Annotated in this window: 15 protein-coding genes; 7 read left to right on the top strand and 8 right to left on the bottom strand. The window is 67.1% G+C overall.

Annotated features, from left to right (window positions below; all coding sequences use genetic code 11):
• Positions 1-4: 4 nt before the first annotated feature.
• The 8 genes from cas2e to cas3 all read right to left on the bottom strand — a co-directional run bounded on the left by cas2e (position 5) and on the right by cas3 (position 8,213).
• Positions 5-292, bottom strand: coding sequence for a type I-E CRISPR-associated endoribonuclease Cas2e (cas2e, locus tag G4Z14_RS13370; RefSeq protein WP_164626554.1), 288 nt, complete (start codon positions 290-292; stop codon positions 5-7).
• Positions 289-1,218, bottom strand: a complete 930-nt coding sequence (gene cas1e / locus G4Z14_RS13375) for a type I-E CRISPR-associated endonuclease Cas1e (RefSeq protein ID WP_164626556.1) — start codon at positions 1,216-1,218, stop codon at positions 289-291. The genes cas2e and cas1e overlap by 4 nt, the downstream gene beginning before the upstream one ends.
• 23 nt (positions 1,219-1,241) lie before the next feature.
• The gene (gene cas6e, locus G4Z14_RS13380) at positions 1,242-1,913 is read right to left on the bottom strand and encodes a type I-E CRISPR-associated protein Cas6/Cse3/CasE (RefSeq protein ID WP_164626558.1); all 672 of its coding nucleotides are present in this window, start codon (positions 1,911-1,913) and stop codon (positions 1,242-1,244) included.
• Positions 1,910-2,590 carry a type I-E CRISPR-associated protein Cas5/CasD gene (gene cas5e / locus G4Z14_RS13385; RefSeq protein WP_164626561.1) on the bottom strand — a complete coding sequence of 227 codons (681 nt, stop codon included), beginning with the start codon at positions 2,588-2,590 and terminating at the stop codon, positions 1,910-1,912. The genes cas6e and cas5e overlap by 4 nt, the downstream gene beginning before the upstream one ends.
• Positions 2,590-3,660 (bottom strand): type I-E CRISPR-associated protein Cas7/Cse4/CasC, encoded by a 1,071-nt coding sequence (gene cas7e / locus G4Z14_RS13390; protein ID WP_164626563.1) that lies wholly within the window; start codon positions 3,658-3,660, stop codon positions 2,590-2,592. The genes cas5e and cas7e overlap by 1 nt, the downstream gene beginning before the upstream one ends.
• Positions 3,657-4,178: a type I-E CRISPR-associated protein Cse2/CasB gene (gene casB, locus G4Z14_RS13395; RefSeq protein WP_164626565.1), complete on the bottom strand. Its 522-nt coding sequence runs from the start codon at positions 4,176-4,178 to the stop codon at positions 3,657-3,659. The genes cas7e and casB overlap by 4 nt, the downstream gene beginning before the upstream one ends.
• A complete protein-coding gene (gene casA, locus G4Z14_RS13400) occupies positions 4,175-5,635 on the bottom strand; it encodes a type I-E CRISPR-associated protein Cse1/CasA (RefSeq protein ID WP_164626567.1) in 1,461 nt (486 codons plus the stop codon). The genes casB and casA overlap by 4 nt, the downstream gene beginning before the upstream one ends.
• Positions 5,636-5,711: 76 nt before the next feature.
• On the bottom strand, positions 5,712-8,213 hold the full coding sequence (cas3, locus tag G4Z14_RS13405) for a CRISPR-associated helicase Cas3' (RefSeq protein WP_164626569.1): 2,502 nt from the start codon (positions 8,211-8,213) through the stop codon (positions 5,712-5,714).
• A 377-nt stretch (positions 8,214-8,590) separates the two neighbouring features.
• On the opposite strand from cas3, the gene G4Z14_RS13410 reads away from it, so the two are divergent.
• The 7 genes from G4Z14_RS13410 (at position 8,591) to lexA (ending at position 14,278) form a co-directional block, all read left to right on the top strand.
• Positions 8,591-9,178 carry an anthranilate synthase component II gene (locus tag G4Z14_RS13410; protein WP_164626571.1) on the top strand — a complete coding sequence of 196 codons (588 nt, stop codon included), beginning with the start codon at positions 8,591-8,593 and terminating at the stop codon, positions 9,176-9,178.
• Positions 9,175-10,203, top strand: coding sequence for an anthranilate phosphoribosyltransferase (gene trpD, locus G4Z14_RS13415; RefSeq protein ID WP_164626573.1), 1,029 nt, complete (start codon positions 9,175-9,177; stop codon positions 10,201-10,203). Before G4Z14_RS13410 ends, trpD begins: the two co-directional genes overlap by 4 nt.
• Positions 10,196-10,840 (top strand): uracil-DNA glycosylase, encoded by a 645-nt coding sequence (locus G4Z14_RS13420; RefSeq protein WP_164626575.1) that lies wholly within the window; start codon positions 10,196-10,198, stop codon positions 10,838-10,840. The genes trpD and G4Z14_RS13420 overlap by 8 nt, the downstream gene beginning before the upstream one ends.
• Positions 10,841-10,963: 123 nt before the next feature.
• On the top strand, positions 10,964-11,776 hold the full coding sequence (trpC, locus tag G4Z14_RS13425; RefSeq protein WP_164626578.1) for an indole-3-glycerol phosphate synthase TrpC: 813 nt from the start codon (positions 10,964-10,966) through the stop codon (positions 11,774-11,776).
• Positions 11,773-12,252 carry a cyclic pyranopterin monophosphate synthase MoaC gene (gene moaC, locus G4Z14_RS13430; RefSeq protein WP_164626580.1) on the top strand — a complete coding sequence of 160 codons (480 nt, stop codon included), beginning with the start codon at positions 11,773-11,775 and terminating at the stop codon, positions 12,250-12,252. Before trpC ends, moaC begins: the two co-directional genes overlap by 4 nt.
• Positions 12,249-13,430, top strand: coding sequence for a molybdopterin molybdotransferase MoeA (locus G4Z14_RS13435; RefSeq protein WP_164626582.1), 1,182 nt, complete (start codon positions 12,249-12,251; stop codon positions 13,428-13,430). Before moaC ends, G4Z14_RS13435 begins: the two co-directional genes overlap by 4 nt.
• A 161-nt stretch (positions 13,431-13,591) precedes the next feature.
• Positions 13,592-14,278: a transcriptional repressor LexA gene (gene lexA / locus G4Z14_RS13440; RefSeq protein WP_164626584.1), complete on the top strand. Its 687-nt coding sequence runs from the start codon at positions 13,592-13,594 to the stop codon at positions 14,276-14,278.
• The last annotated feature ends 29 nt before the right edge of the window (positions 14,279-14,307 follow it).

Here is a 14,307-nt window from a genome sequence, read left to right on the forward strand (position 1 = left end):
GGTGTCAGGGGGTGTCGAGAGGCGCGAAACTCACCAGTTTCAGGCCATCGAAATCGACAGGCATGCGGCGGTTCTTGCCAAGGGTTCTGAAGTCGTAGCCCTGGTCGGTCGGGGCCTTCCAGACCATGACGGCATCGCCGGTTTCAAGACCGGCCTGCACCTGCTCCCAGATCATCTCGCGGGTGCGGGCGGAATAGTCGCCGACATAGACCCCGGCGCGCAGTTCCACCAGCCAGGCGGCAAGCCTGCCGCGCAGGCGGGGTGGGGCGTTACTGACGACCACGACCATCATCCGCGATGGCCCTCATCGCCGCTCTGGCCCGCCTCGAAGGCGACCGGCATGGCCTCGGGCGGCGGATCTGGGCGCGGGACGTCGCCGGCGGACAGGACCTCTTCGATGGCCGGGATGATGCGGGCCAGAAGGCCGGTCTTGCGGAAGGAATCGCGGCAGGCAAGGCGCACGGCGCGATCGGGCGACATGTCCAGCTTGCCCTTGGCCGCCAGACCCGCAATGCGGAACGCCTCTGGCACTACGGTATCAAGCTTGAACAGATCGGCGATGTCATAGACGAAGGACAGCGGTTTCCCGGAATGCAGAAACCCGATCGCCGGGGCATAGCCTGCGGCCAGCACCGCGGCCTCCGACAGCCCGTGCAGGCAGGCGGTCGCCGCCGAAAGGCAGCGGTTCGGCACATCGCTGGCTTCCCAGTCGGTGTGGTCATAGTGGCGGCGCTTCCAGTCGACCCCATGCTGCCGGGCAAGCAAGGCGTAGGTTTCCCGGACCCGCACGCCTTCGATACCGCGCAACTGGTCGATGGAGCGGCGCGAAGGGGCGTCCTCAGCAAAACGCAGCGCATACATCTTGCGGACCACCCGCAGACGCGCGGCATCGTCGAGCGCGATTTTCGCCTGCCAGAGCAGACGGTCAGAGCGCGCGCCCCCGGGCTGGCCCGCAGAATAGAGCCGAACCCCGCCTTCGCCCACCCAAGTAATCAGGGTGCCGACCCTTGCGGCCAAGGCCACAGCGGCGTGGCTGATGCGCGCGCCCGGCTCCAGCATGATCCCGGCAAGGCCGCCGACGGGAATTTGGGTGCGCGTGCCATCGGCATTGACGGCGACGAAGGCACCGTCCAGCACGTCAAGCCGGGCGTGTTCGACAAAGATCAGCGCCGCGCGATCCTTCAGCGGGATGGGCGATGGCGGGGCAAGTCCCGGCATCCCGCCACCCTGCCCCGCCCCGCTCATGCGGCCCGCCGGATCAGCATCAGCCCGCAGCCAAAGGCCTTGGCGCGGCCAAAGCCCAGCGCCAGTTGCGCGCGGAACGCTGCCGGCTCCGTGACCTCGACGCGCCCGACCAGGTCAAGGATGCCGAACTGCTTTTGCCCCTTTCGCGGTCCGCGATGCCCGGGCAAGACCTCGGTGCCGTAATCCTCGGCCTCGGCGGTGATCACCCTGAACCCGGCTTTCTCGCCCTGACGTGCGAGCCATGCGCTGCCTTCTTGCGATGCCAGACGCATGCGTTCCCCGGCCCGCGCCTCCTGTGGCAGAGCGTGAAGCGCGTCCATCACCAGATCGACCCGCTGACCATCCCGCTTTTGCCGCGTGGCGTTGCAGCGCAACTGGAACTCCAGCCGGTCGCCTCCATCGAGTGCCGGCGCAAAATCCTTGACCTTGTGGGGTTCAAACAGGTCGGATTGAAGGGGCGGGCGGGCTGACAGGGCAAGAAAGCTGCCGTCGCGTTCCTCGCGCCATAGAAAGTCGCGGCGACGGTCCGGGCCATCGGTGAAGACCGACCACAGCAGATTGTGCTGGGCCGAGCGCCGCGCGCCGAGGGCGGAAGGCAGGAGCAACGGGGCCAGCGCCTGTGCCGCCGGTTTGCGCGACAGGCGGATATGGCTGAGATACAGGCTCATGTCACGTCCCCTGCCCCGACAGGAACACGCGACACCCGGCGCGGGCCGAAGTGCCAGCGGGTTCGATCCAGCGGCAGGTCATGGATCACCTCACCTTGCGGGTCGTCTTCGATCAGCCAGCAGAGCCGCACTGCATGCGGGCCTTCACTGCGCCAGGGCGGAACGACCATCTGCGCCAAGGCATCGGCGGGCGATGCGGCCTGCACAACGCGCGCGCCCGGCGGCGCGGCCAGCGGGCATGATTTGCGCCCCAGATAGAGCGTGAAACCGGGCGCATTCAACGCCGCCGCAATGGCCTCCAGCCCCTCGCCACTCACCGCCACGCCGTAAAGCGGCCCTGTGCGATAATCACGCAGGGTGATGGTGGTGTTGGTCCGTCCGCGCGCCGAGACAAGCGCCTCAGGACGGGAATTGGGGGACTTGGCGGCGGCGGAAGGCACCGTTTCGATGGTGTGGTAATCGCGGAGCGGCGTGCCGTCGTCAAAGATGCCCAAGGTGATTGCCAACGCATCCAGTGCCGAAAAGTCACCGTCGCGGCGGATGCCCAGCGCCGCGCCCATCAGCCCGATGACGGCCGAGCGGCCCGGCCAGGACAGCGCGCCACGCCGCTCATGCCCCGCCAGCTCGCCCATCGCGCCCAGGCTGGCAGTCAGGCCAAAGATCAGGAACGGCTGCATCACACGCCCCGCACCGCATCGCCGGCAAAGCGCACGATCTCATCCAGCCTGCCGTCCCCATCCAGCGTGTTCAACCGGAGGAACGCTTCGGCCGTGCCGTCGTAATAGCACCTGTCGATCTGGTCCGCCGTCTGCTCCAAAGCCTTGATCGAGCCCTGTTCAAGGTTGTTGACCTTGAGGTCGGACAGCTTGCGTTCAACCGGAGTGAAAAACGCCCCCGACAGATCGCGCGGGGCGCGCGTGCCGCGTTCGGCGCGGTAGTAGAACGCCATCGGATGATGGGCGAAACTGTTCTGCTTGCCCTTCGGCGTGGTCTGGGCCAGCGCGCGCGCCAGCGCTTCGATGCCGCGCGTCGCCAGTTCGGCATCTCCCCCCAGATTCTCGACCAGCAGATCGCAGTTCACGCAGACATACTGGTAATAGATGCCGGACCCGAAAGCGGTCTCGCCCAGATGGCCCGCGCCAGTGTCCTCGGCCTTGTTCAGGTCGTCGACCGCCGAATACCAGTCCTCTTCGGCATGGGCGCTGTGGGTGGTGACGGCATGGGCGACCTGCACCGCCGCATCACGGTTGAAATCGGCGTCATCGGCCAGCATCCGGCCGAACATTGCAATATCCACCGCCCCGTCGGCCCGCCGCAGCACCAGCTTTTTCAGGTCCTTGTCCTTGGGCAGGGTTTCGCCCGCCGCTGCCTTTTCCGCCAGATCCTCGGCAAGCTTCCATTCCTCGGGCGAGATGAAGGCCAAAGTTGTGGCCCTGGTGCCGTCCTGTTTGCCGAAAACCTCGGCAACGGTCCGCGCGGCCTCGACAGAAGCCTTTTCGGAATGCCCCCTGTTCACGAGATATTCCGACAGCCGCGACTGAAGCTGCTTGGTACGCGTGCCGATGTTTCCTGCAAGATCCAGCGCGAAAAAGCTGCTTTCGCGCAGCGCGCGCTTGACCGATTGCGACGACATTCGCAGCCGGGGCGCCCCGCCGATCACCGCCTGTTTCGGGCGGCCCTGATCGTCGCGGTTGGGGTTCGACGGGCCATAGCTGGTCAGCAGGTGGAATTGCACGAAGGTCGTCATGCGGTCTTCTCCTCGGTCTCTTTGACGGGCGGCTCAATGGGGGCATCGGCCCCGAAATAATGGAAACACCAGCGCGGCCGGGCAGCCTCCCAGTTCAGAAGGTCAGCAGCCAGCGCGGCCAAGTTGCAGCGGTGATCGGCCATGTGGATGGCGCGGCGCAGGTGATCGGTCAGTTCGTCGCCCTCGGCGCGCATCAGGCGCTGGAAGCGAAAGGGTGACAGCACGGGCTCATCGCCCCCCAGCCGCCTGGCCAAGGTCTCACCGCCATGCTCGCGCACCTCGGCCAGCAGCATTGCCAGTTGCACGAGCCGCTCGGCCTGACCCGGGCCGATACCCAGCGCCTGCGCCAGATCCTGCACCTTGGGTTCGCACAGCACCGCCAGTGGAGCCGCCCGCCGCAGCCGCGCGGCCAGCCCCCGGGCCGCCGGAATGTCGCGCGGCGCGATTTCGCGCGACCACCAGCCCAGCGCGATGGCGCCCGGCCCCTTGTCCCTGCCGCTCATGTCCCGCTCGCTCATGCGGATTTCCCCTTCTTTTTCTCTGGCAGGGTCAGGCCCAGTGCCTCAAAGAGCGTCTTGCCCTGCTTGCCGTGCCCCGCGAAGGCGAGGCCAAGGAATTTGCGCGCGTTGACGAGGCGCGCAATCTGGTCGGTTTCGCGCTGGTCGATCCCCGGCACGGCCAGCGCATCAAACTGCGCCAGCGCCTGATTGCGCAGATCGGCCAGCCAGTCGGCGCGCGGGTCGCCCCCGGCGCGCAGAGTGTCGAGATGCGCCAGAAACCGCGCTTCGGTGGCGATGAAGAACGCCTCCCGCTCGGCCTCGTGCGCCTCGCCTGCGGCCAGGACCGGCTCCAGCGCACCGCGCAAGGCGACGCCTGCCGCCTCGGCGCCAAGGATCAGCGCGTTCAGGGCAACCGCCTCCTCGACCGTCAGATCAGGAAGCGGCGCCTGCGACAGGATGAAATCGCGTGGCTTCATGTTATCCATCGCCCAGCCGGCGACGATGACCTGCACCTCGCCGCCGCGTTGGCGGTAATCTTCCAGACAGCGGGCACGCTGGCTCAGATCACTGCCCGGCACATCGGCTACAACGCCTTGCCAGTTGCGATAGCCAAACCGCCCGGCGCGGGGATGTTTGGGCAAGAGCTCTGCCCCCTGTTTCATTCGGTAATAGGGGCTGAGCGGATGCACCCAGCCGGCGTAATTCGTGCCCCAGGGCTTTTGGATCACGCCGGTCACCCCCGCCGCGTCAGCGTGCAGCCGCAACCGGCGCGGCATGCCGAAAAACGCCTCGACGCCAAACAGCTGGCCATCCGGAGGCAGCACCTCAAGGCCCTTGTCGGAGACCCGCGTTGGCCGCATCCACGGCAGGTTGGCAGGGGCCGAGGGCGCGCCGCAAGGCATGTTGGCCCAGACCCGGCGCCACAAGCCGCCCTCGGGATCGACCAGCGTCACCAAGGGACCGCCGCCGCGCATCGAGGTGCGGTTTCCCGCTCCACCCGAAGGCGCAAAGGCCTGAAAGGTGTAAAGCGCCATCGCCGCGAGCGGCAGATCCAGCCGGTCATAGCGGTCCCGATGCACCATCACATCGGCATTGTTGCGGGCGGTATTGGCCCCGGCACTGTCGATGAACAGCATGTCCGGCGGATTGGCCTCGCCCACCAGCGGCTCGAAGTCCTGCAGAAACAGCGGCCCCTCGCCCAGAAGGTTGAAAGCCGGGGCAAAGGGTTCCAGCCGGGCGCGCAGCCGCGCCGGGTCTGGCGCCAGCCGCGCCCGCCAGTCGCTGTCACTGGCGGGCGGATCGGCCATGAAGACCAGCCCGATCAAGAGTTCCAGACAGGCGATGTTCAGATCTGGGCGCGGCCAATCCGGCGCGACAATCTCCGCCTCGGCCATCTGCCAGGGTGCGATGACCTGCCGCGATCCATCGGCACAGCGCACGGGAATCCATGGATCAACAATCAGATTAAGCGACATATGAAACCCTTACTTCAATCCCAGATAGAAGACCGGAGTTGAAAACAAAAGTAAATGGGCCGTTTGACGCAGTGCCTCAGCCTTTCTCGCCAATCACCAGACCAAGCGCTTCATCATACCGCAAGCCCTCGCAGATCGTGCCGTCCTCTGCCACCGGACAGACCTGCACCTGACCTGCCCGCCACTCCGGCCAATCGCGGGTAATGGCGGCGATTTCGGGGGCGGACTGCTCGGGCAGCGCCAGCCGGTCAAGGCGGCGGCGGCTGGCCGAAACCTCGGACAGCGCCCAGGCCTCGACGCCGCATCCCGGCGCCCAAGGTCGCAAGGCACCGCTCTCGCGCCGCGCCAGCACGAGGGTACGGGTCTCTTCGCCCAAGCGGGTGGGATAGGTGGCATCATCCGCCCCCCTGCCCGCCCTGCGAAACCCGTCCTCCAAGCGGACAAGGTTCTGGATGGCATGGGTCCTGGCCGCCGCGTCCTTGCCTTGCGTCTCGGTTTCGGCGGGGATCAGGGCGTCGGGCACCGCTTCGGCATCTTCGCCATGCACCGCCTCGATCAGGGCGCGCAAACCGGCGGGGGCGTCGATCCGGCCTGCCGCAAACAGAACCCGCGCGCTGCGCCAGACATCGGCAACCGAATAGACAAAGGCACCCCCGCCCAACGTGCCGTGCAGCCAGCGTGCGTCCGGCACCGCCTCCGGGTCGGGCGACAGTACCTGCAGGACCGGCGCTGCAACCGGGCGCGCATCGGCAGGCCTGCGGTCCATATGCCGCCAAAGCCGCCCGGCCCGCTGGATCAGCGCTGCGACGGGGGCGATGTCGGACAGCATCACATCGAAGTCGAGATCGAGCGAGGCTTCCAGAACCTGCGTGCCCACCAGAACATAACCCGTGCGCCCTGCACCGTCCTTGCCGACACGGGCCAGAACCTCGGACTCGATCCGCTTGCGGTCGTGCAAGGTGTAGCGGGCATGAAGCAAGCTGGCCTTGATGCCCCGCGCCCGCAAGGTGCCGACAGCCGCGATTGCGTCATCGACGGCATTTCGGACCCAAACGCAGGCCGCCCCCTGCGCGGCAGAGGCTGCAATGATATCAACCGCGGCCTCGGCACAGTCGATCCGCTGGATCGCTACTGGCCCTTTCAGCGTGCGTCCATCCCGGGCAAATTCGGTCACCGCCGCCGCCCCGGCGACGGTCAGCGCCGGATAGGCCGCCCCCGGCCCGGCGCCGCCATAAACCGCCAGAAGCCTTTCCCGCAAGGCCAGCGGCAGGGTCGCCGTCAGCAGGATCGCCGATCCGCCCGCTGCCCGGTGCATCTGCAAAAGCCGCTCAAGTTCGGTGGCGATATAGGGCTCTCCCATCTCGTGCACCTCGTCCACGATCAGGATCTTCGACGACAGCCCGAAATGGCGCAGACATTGGTGACGCACCGGCAGAACCGACAACAAGGCCTGATCGATCGTGCCAACCCCGACATCGGCCAAGAGGGCGCGACGGCGCGATTCAGCCAGCCAACCGGTGCAACTCGGCGCATCCTCGCCCGCGGCCCCGCCCTCTACCAGATCACGGAACGTCACCGACAGCCCCGCCCGGCCATGGGCAAGCGTCAGCGTCGGTGCATCAAACATCCGCCCGAGGATATCGCCTGCCCGGGCAAACATCGCATCCGCGGTCGCCATGGTCGGCAAGGCAAAGAAGATCCCCCGCCCTTTGCCCGCCAGCACCATGCGGTGCGCAAGCAGAAGCGCCGCCTCGGTCTTGCCCGCGCCGGTCTCGTCCTCGATCACAGCCAGCGCTGGCCCATCCGGCAACGGCAGATCACGACAAGCGGCCTGCATCGGGCGCAAGGCGAAATTGAACAGATCGCCGGGCTTGCCTCGGCAGCCGGCCAACCCGGCCCCGGCAACCGCCACAGCGGCGGTCTGGCGGGCCTTGGCCAGATACTCCGGCAGGGAGAGACCAAATGACTGGGGCTGGAACCACGCAGTATTTGACCCCACCCAATCGGCCGCCGCGCAAAACCCCGGAAGCCACCACGACAACGTCGTGGCCTGCTGATCGCTCAGACCCTCCAACGATGCATCTGGCCAAAGGTCACAAAACGCTTCGATCACGGACGCGGCCGTCGCGTTGCCGCAGCCTATCGCCAGACGGGCCTTGTAACGCTCCATTGGCTCTCTGGGCGACAGAAATGTATCCCAAAGCACGCCCCGGTCTGAGGGCCGGCCATGATGCCCGGATACGGCAGCATAAAGCGCCAGCCTGACCTCAAAGCTCCCCGCGAGCCGTCGGGCCAGTCCAGTGTCATTCAAGAGCAGCAGAACCTCGGTCAATTCCCAGTGCCTGAAGGTCTGTGAGGCACCGGTCAGGATCATGTCACGAAAGCTCTCGCTGATCTTGCCCAGATCGTGCAGCGCAACCAGCAATATCAGCGCATCCCGCAACGGGGCGGGATGGCCGAAGGGAGCAATCAATCGTTCCGCCACGGCGGCCACGTCCAACATGTGATAAACGGCAGGATGCTCTGGCCCGCCTTCGGCCATAGCGCTCTTGCCGGGCCATTCGTGATAATCCTGCATCGCCAATTCGTCCCAAGTAACATTTCCATGCCCGCGACACCATGAGGTGAGCGGCGCACCAATTCAACTCGGCGGACCATGCTTTACACATTGCGGGGTGGTAAAGGCCGGTCACTGTCGAAACATCGAACCGCCCAGACCTCTCCTTCACGTTGACCACCACCGACAGCAGGCCCGCCGTCTGCCCCCCGCCTCGCAGATCGTCCCCATGCGCCGCGCAGTTTACACCGCCGGGCGTATCAGCGATAAGTCCGGGGAAAGCTTCGACCGTTTGGGCAGGTTTGCAGGGGTATCCAAGAAAAAAGCGGGTATCCTTGCGGGTATCAAGTGGAAACTCAAGGAAAGAAGCAAAACAAAAACAAACGGTTGTGTGAGACATGCTGCTTCTGATCGACAACTACGACAGCTTTACCTACAATCTTGTGCATTATCTGGGCGAACTCGGCGCGGATGTGAAGGTGGTGCGCAATGACGCGCTGTCGGTGCAGGATGCGCTTGCGCTGCGCCCCGAGTTGATCGTGCTGTCGCCCGGCCCCTGCGATCCGGCGCAGGCCGGCATCTGCATTCCGCTGACCAAGGCCGCCGCCGCCGCCGATGTGCCGCTCCTTGGCGTCTGTCTTGGCCACCAGACCATTGGCGAGGCCTTTGGCGGCAATGTCGTGCGCTGCCATGAGATCGTGCATGGCAAGATGGGCGCCATGCACCATGAGGGCAAGGGCATGTTCCGCGGCCTGCCCTCGCCCTTCCTTGCCACCCGCTATCACTCGCTGATCGTCGACCGCGCCACCCTGCCCGATTGCCTTGAAGTCACGGCCTGGCTTGAGGACGGCACCATCATGGGCCTGCGCCACCGCGAAAAGCTGATCGAGGGCGTGCAGTTTCACCCCGAAAGCATCGCTTCTGAACATGGCCACCAGCTTCTGAAGAACTTCCTTGACGCCGCGCGCGAACGGGTGCCGGCATGAGTGACGTTCTCAAACCCCTGATCGGCATCGCCGCCACCCGCCCCCTGACCCGGGCCGAGGCCGAGGCCGCCTTTGGCGCGCTGTTCGAAGGCATGGCGACCCCGGCCCAGATGGGCGGCTTCCTGATGGCGCTGCGCACCCGCGGCGAGACGGTGGACGAATACGCCGCCGCCGCCTTCGTCATGCGCTCGAAATGCCATGCGGTGAAGGCGCCGGCGGGCGCGATGGACATCGTCGGCACCGGCGGCGACGGCAAGGGCACGCTCAACATCTCGACCGCCACCGCCTTTGTCGTCGCGGGCGCCGGCGTGCCGGTGGCCAAGCATGGCAACCGCAACCTGTCGTCGAAATCCGGCGCGGCCGATGCGCTGACCGAGATGGGCCTCAATGTCATGGTCGGCCCCGAGGTGGTGGAGCGCTGCCTTGCAGAGGCCGGCATCGGCTTCATGATGGCGCCGATGCACCACCCCGCCACCCGCCATGTCGCCCCGGTGCGGATGGAGCTTGGCACCCGGACGATCTTCAACATCCTCGGCCCGCTCACCAACCCCGCCGGGGTGAAACGGCAGTTGACCGGCGCGTTTTCCGCCGCGCTGATCCGCCCGATGGCTGAAACCCTGCGTGCCTTGGGGTCTGAAAAGGCCTGGCTGGTGCATGGCGGCGATGGCTCGGACGAGCTGTCGATCGTCGCCGCCTCGCCGGTCTGCGAGCTTGACGCCGGCGAGATCCGCGAGTTCACGGTGCATCCCGAAGACGCCGGCCTGCCCGCCTACCCGTTCGAGGCGATCCAGGGCGGCACCCCGGCGGAAAACGCCGTGGCCTTCCGCGCGCTTCTCGACGGCGCCAAGGGCGGCTTCCGCGATGCGGTGCTTCTCAATGCCGCCGCCGCGCTGGTGGTGGCGGACAAAGCGAAGACCCTGAAGGAAGGCGTTGAAATCGCCCGCGAAAGCCTGGATTCCGGCAAGGCCAAGGCCAAGATCGAGGCGCTGGCCCGGATCACCCACGCCCCGGTCGCGCATGGCTGAGATCCCGGCCCCGCCCGAGAGCTGGGCCGACCTGCCGTTCTTTGCCGCCGACTGGCCCGCCCTTGCCACCCGCCTTGCCACCGCGCCGGGCTGGCAACCCGCCGACCCGTTCCGCGCCCTGCGCCTGACGCCGCGCGGGCAAACCCGGGTGGTGATCCTTGGCCAAGACCCCTACTCCACGCCGGGCCGCGCCACCGGGCTGGCGTTTTCCTTCCCGCCGGGCGAACGGCCACGGCATTCGCTGCACAACATCCTCGCCGAGCTTGCCGCCGACACCGGCCAGAGCAAGGCCGATGGCGACCTGACCGGCTGGGCGACCCAAGGCGTTCTCCTCCTCAACACCGTCCTCACCGTGCCCCTGAACGCCGCCAATGGCCACAAGGGCTGGGGCTGGGAGCCGCTTGTGGCGCAAATCCTCACCGCCCTTGCCGACGACGGGCCAAAGGCCTTCATCCTCTGGGGCGCCCCGGCGCAAAAGCTCTGCGCCCGCCTGCCCCGCACTGGCCACCTGTTCCTGACCGCCCCCCATCCCTCGCCGCTCTCCGCCCATCGCGGCTTTTTCGGCTCGCGCCCCTTCAGCGCCGTCAACCGCTGGCTCGCCGCCCGCGGCGAGCAGCCCGTCGACTGGTCCGCGTAAGGCTTCCCTTCGCTGCCCGGCCGCGCTAGACCCAAGACAACGCCAGCCTTTCATACTGGCTGAAATATCCCACGGGGGTCCGGGGGTGTGAAACCCCCGGGGCGCCAGCCAAGAGGAAACCCGATGTCGACCATTCTTGACCGGATCAAGTCCTACAAGCTCGAGGAGGTCGCCACGCGGAAGGCCGCCCGGCCGCTCGCCGCGGTCGAGGATGCGGCCAAGGCCGCCCCCGCCCCGCGCGGCTTTGCCCGTGCGCTGACCGAAGCGGCGGCGCAAGGCTACGGGCTGATTGCCGAAATCAAGAAGGCCAGCCCCTCCAAGGGCCTGATCCGCGCCGATTTCGACCCGCCGGCGCTGGCCCGCGCCTATGAGGCCGGTGGCGCCACCTGCCTTTCGGTGCTGACCGACACCCCGTCGTTTCAGGGCGAGGACAGCTTTCTTGTCGCCGCGCATGATGCGGTGAAACTTCCCTGCCTGCGCAAGGATTTCCTCTACGACACCTATCAGGTGACCGAGGCGCGGGCGCTGTCGGCCGATTGCATCCTCATCATCATGGCCTCGGTCAGCGACCAACAGGCGCAAGAGCTGGAGGCCGCCGCCTTCGCCCTTGGCATGGATGTGCTGATCGAGGTGCATGACCGGGCCGAGCTTGACCGCGCGACGCAGTTGAAATCGCCGCTGATCGGCATCAACAACCGCAACCTGCACACCTTCGAAGTCACGCTCGACACCACGCGGCAGCTTGCCCGCCATGTGCCGGAGGACCGGCTGATCGTCTCGGAATCCGGGCTTTTCACCCCCGCCGATCTGGCCGATGTCGCCGCCTATGGCGCGCGCTGCTTCCTGATCGGCGAGGCGCTGATGCGGCAGGCCGACGTGACCGCCGCCACCCGCGCCATCCTGTCCCGGCCGCTGACCTCGGAGAACGGCGCATGAGCGGCCTCACCCATTTCGACGATCAGGGTCAGGCCCATATGGTCGATGTGTCCGGCAAGCCCGTGACGGCGCGCGTCGCGGTGGCGCGGGGCCATGTGGTGATGTCGGCCGAGACGCTGGCGCTTGTCACCTCTGGCGCCGCGAAGAAGGGCGATGTCCTGGGCGTGGCGCGGCTGGCCGGCATCATGGGCGCGAAAAAGACTGCCGATCTGATCCCGCTCTGCCACCCCCTGCCGATCACCAAGGTCGCGGTCGAGCTGACCCCCGACGCCAGCCTGCCCGGCATCGTCGTCGAGGCGACGGTGAAGACCGGCGGTCAGACCGGAGTGGAGATGGAGGCGCTGACTGCCGTCTCGGTGGCCTGCCTGACGATCTACGACATGGTCAAGGCGGTGGAAAAATCCATGCGGATCGAAGGCATCCGCCTGATCCTGAAAGACGGCGGCAAGTCCGGCCGGTTTGAGGCACAGGAATGATCACTGTCGAGGAAGCGCTTCAGCGCTGTTTCGCCCTAGTCACGCCGCTGCCGGCCGAGACCGTGCCCCTGCGGCAGGCCGCGGGCCGTGTGCTGGCCGCCGCCGCCACCGCGCGCCTGACCCAGCCGCCATTCGACGCCTCGGCCATGGATGGCTACGCGCTTGGCCGCGCAGGCGCCGCCGGGGCCGGCTATAGCGTCATTGGCGAGGCCGGGGCTGGCCATGCCTTCGAAGGCCGGCTTTCCCCCGATCAGGCCACCCGCATCTTCACCGGCGCCCCCCTGCCGGAAGGCGCGGAAACCATTGCCATTCAAGAGGATGTCACGGTTTCCGGCAGCGCGATCACCGTCAACGCTGCCACCCGCCCCGGCGACAATATCCGCCGGCGAGGGCAGGATTTCGCCCTTGGCGACGCGCTTTCCGCGCCCCGCCGCCTGCGCGCCAATGACCTTGCGCTGCTGGCCGCGATGAACATTGCCGACATTCCGGTCGCCCGCCGCCCGGTGGTGGCGATCATCGCCACCGGCGACGAACTGGTGATGCCCGGCGACACCCCCGGCCCCGAGCAGATTGTCGCCTCGAACCTGTTTGCGCTGGAAGCCATGGCGCGGGCCGAGGGCGCCGAGGTGCGGCTTCTGCCCATCGCCCGCGACACCGAGGACGACCTGCGGCAGGTGTTCGCCCTCGCCGAGGGCGCCGACCTGATCGTGACCATCGGCGGCGCGTCGGTTGGCGACCATGACCTTGTCGGCCGGGTTGCCGAGGGCATGGGACTGGAGCGGGCGTTCTGGAAGATCGCCATGCGGCCCGGCAAGCCCCTGATGGCCGGGCGGCTGGGCGCGGCGCTGATGCTGGGCCTGCCCGGCAACCCGGTTTCGGCCATCGTCTGCGGCCACCTGTTTCTTCTGCCGATGCTCAGGGCGATGCAGGGCCTGCCCGCCGCCGCCTCCCCGACCGCCCGCGCGGTGCTGGCCGAGGATGTCGGCCCCGCCGGCCCGCGGGTGCATTACATGCGCGCCCGCCTGTCGCCCGGCGACGGGCTGCCCCTGATCGCCCCCTTCGTGTCGCAGGATTCCGCGCTGCTGCGCATCCTGACCGAGGCCGATGCCCTGCTGATCCGCCCGCTTGGCGACGGGCCGCGCCGCGCCGGCGAGGTGGTAGACTACCTGCCGCTCTGATCCTGCCGGTGCCGCGCCTCGGCCTGCCCGCAGTCTGCGCTCCGCGCGGGGATATTTGGGCCAGTATGAAAGGTCAGCATGAAAGGCCCGCGCGGAATGGCTTGACACAATGCGGGAACAAGGGCAGAACATATCGGAAACACAAGCCACGGGGTGCGGGCATGCTCACGCGCAAGCAGTTGGAACTTCTGGATTTCATCAAGACCCGGATGGACCGTGACGGTGTTCCCCCCTCGTTTGACGAGATGAAGGATGCGCTTGACCTGCGCTCGAAATCCGGCATCCACCGGCTGATTACGGCGCTGGAGGAACGCGGCTTCATCCGCCGCCTGGCGCACCGCGCCCGGGCGCTGGAAATCGTCAAGCTGCCCGAGGCGATGGAAAAGCCCGGCTTCACCCCCAAGGTGATCGCCGGCGACAAGGTAGACCCGCCGCGCGGGGCGATGCCGGTCGAGGCGGTCTATGCAATGGAACTGCCGGTGATGGGCCGCATCGCCGCCGGCGTCCCGATCGAGGCGATTTCCCATGTCTCGCACCATGTCGCGGTGCCGGGCAGCATGCTGTCGGGCCGCGGCCAGCATTACGCGCTGGAGGTGAAGGGCGATTCGATGATCGAGGCCGGGATCAACGATGGCGATATCGTGGTGATCCGCGAACAGGACACCGCCGAGAGCGGCGATATCGTGGTGGCGCTGGTTGAAGATCACGAGGCGACGCTGAAACGCTTCCGCCGCAAGGGCAACATGATCGCGCTCGAGGCGGCCAACCCAGCCTATGAGACGCGGGTGTTTCCCGATCACCTGGTCAAGGTGCAGGGCCGGCTGGTCGGGCTGATCCGGAGCTATTGACGCAACCGCCCGGCCCGCGCCATTCCGCT

The sequence above is a fragment of the Tabrizicola oligotrophica genome (genome assembly GCF_011008935.1).
GTDB classification, from domain to species: domain Bacteria; phylum Pseudomonadota; class Alphaproteobacteria; order Rhodobacterales; family Rhodobacteraceae; genus Tabrizicola_A; species Tabrizicola_A oligotrophica.

What these genes read in the sequence shown, in the direction of transcription:
- G4Z14_RS13420 (WP_164626575.1), top strand. Translation starts at nt 10,196, where the DNA reads ATGGCTGAGATCCCGGCCCCGCCCGAGAGCTGGGCCGACCTGCCGTTC.
- G4Z14_RS13410 (WP_164626571.1), top strand. Translation starts at nt 8,591, where the DNA reads ATGCTGCTTCTGATCGACAACTACGACAGCTTTACCTACAATCTTGTG.
- cas1e (WP_164626556.1), bottom strand. Translation starts at nt 1,218, where the DNA reads ATGCCGGGACTTGCCCCGCCATCGCCCATCCCGCTGAAGGATCGCGCG.
- lexA (WP_164626584.1), top strand. Translation starts at nt 13,592, where the DNA reads ATGCTCACGCGCAAGCAGTTGGAACTTCTGGATTTCATCAAGACCCGG.
- cas2e (WP_164626554.1), bottom strand. Translation starts at nt 292, where the DNA reads ATGATGGTCGTGGTCGTCAGTAACGCCCCACCCCGCCTGCGCGGCAGG.
- G4Z14_RS13435 (WP_164626582.1), top strand. Translation starts at nt 12,249, where the DNA reads ATGATCACTGTCGAGGAAGCGCTTCAGCGCTGTTTCGCCCTAGTCACG.
- cas3 (WP_164626569.1), bottom strand. Translation starts at nt 8,213, where the DNA reads ATGCAGGATTATCACGAATGGCCCGGCAAGAGCGCTATGGCCGAAGGC.
- cas5e (WP_164626561.1), bottom strand. Translation starts at nt 2,590, where the DNA reads ATGCAGCCGTTCCTGATCTTTGGCCTGACTGCCAGCCTGGGCGCGATG.
- trpD (WP_164626573.1), top strand. Translation starts at nt 9,175, where the DNA reads ATGAGTGACGTTCTCAAACCCCTGATCGGCATCGCCGCCACCCGCCCC.
- moaC (WP_164626580.1), top strand. Translation starts at nt 11,773, where the DNA reads ATGAGCGGCCTCACCCATTTCGACGATCAGGGTCAGGCCCATATGGTC.
- trpC (WP_164626578.1), top strand. Translation starts at nt 10,964, where the DNA reads ATGTCGACCATTCTTGACCGGATCAAGTCCTACAAGCTCGAGGAGGTC.
- casB (WP_164626565.1), bottom strand. Translation starts at nt 4,178, where the DNA reads ATGAGCGAGCGGGACATGAGCGGCAGGGACAAGGGGCCGGGCGCCATC.
- cas7e (WP_164626563.1), bottom strand. Translation starts at nt 3,660, where the DNA reads ATGACGACCTTCGTGCAATTCCACCTGCTGACCAGCTATGGCCCGTCG.
- cas6e (WP_164626558.1), bottom strand. Translation starts at nt 1,913, where the DNA reads ATGAGCCTGTATCTCAGCCATATCCGCCTGTCGCGCAAACCGGCGGCA.
- casA (WP_164626567.1), bottom strand. Translation starts at nt 5,635, where the DNA reads ATGTCGCTTAATCTGATTGTTGATCCATGGATTCCCGTGCGCTGTGCC.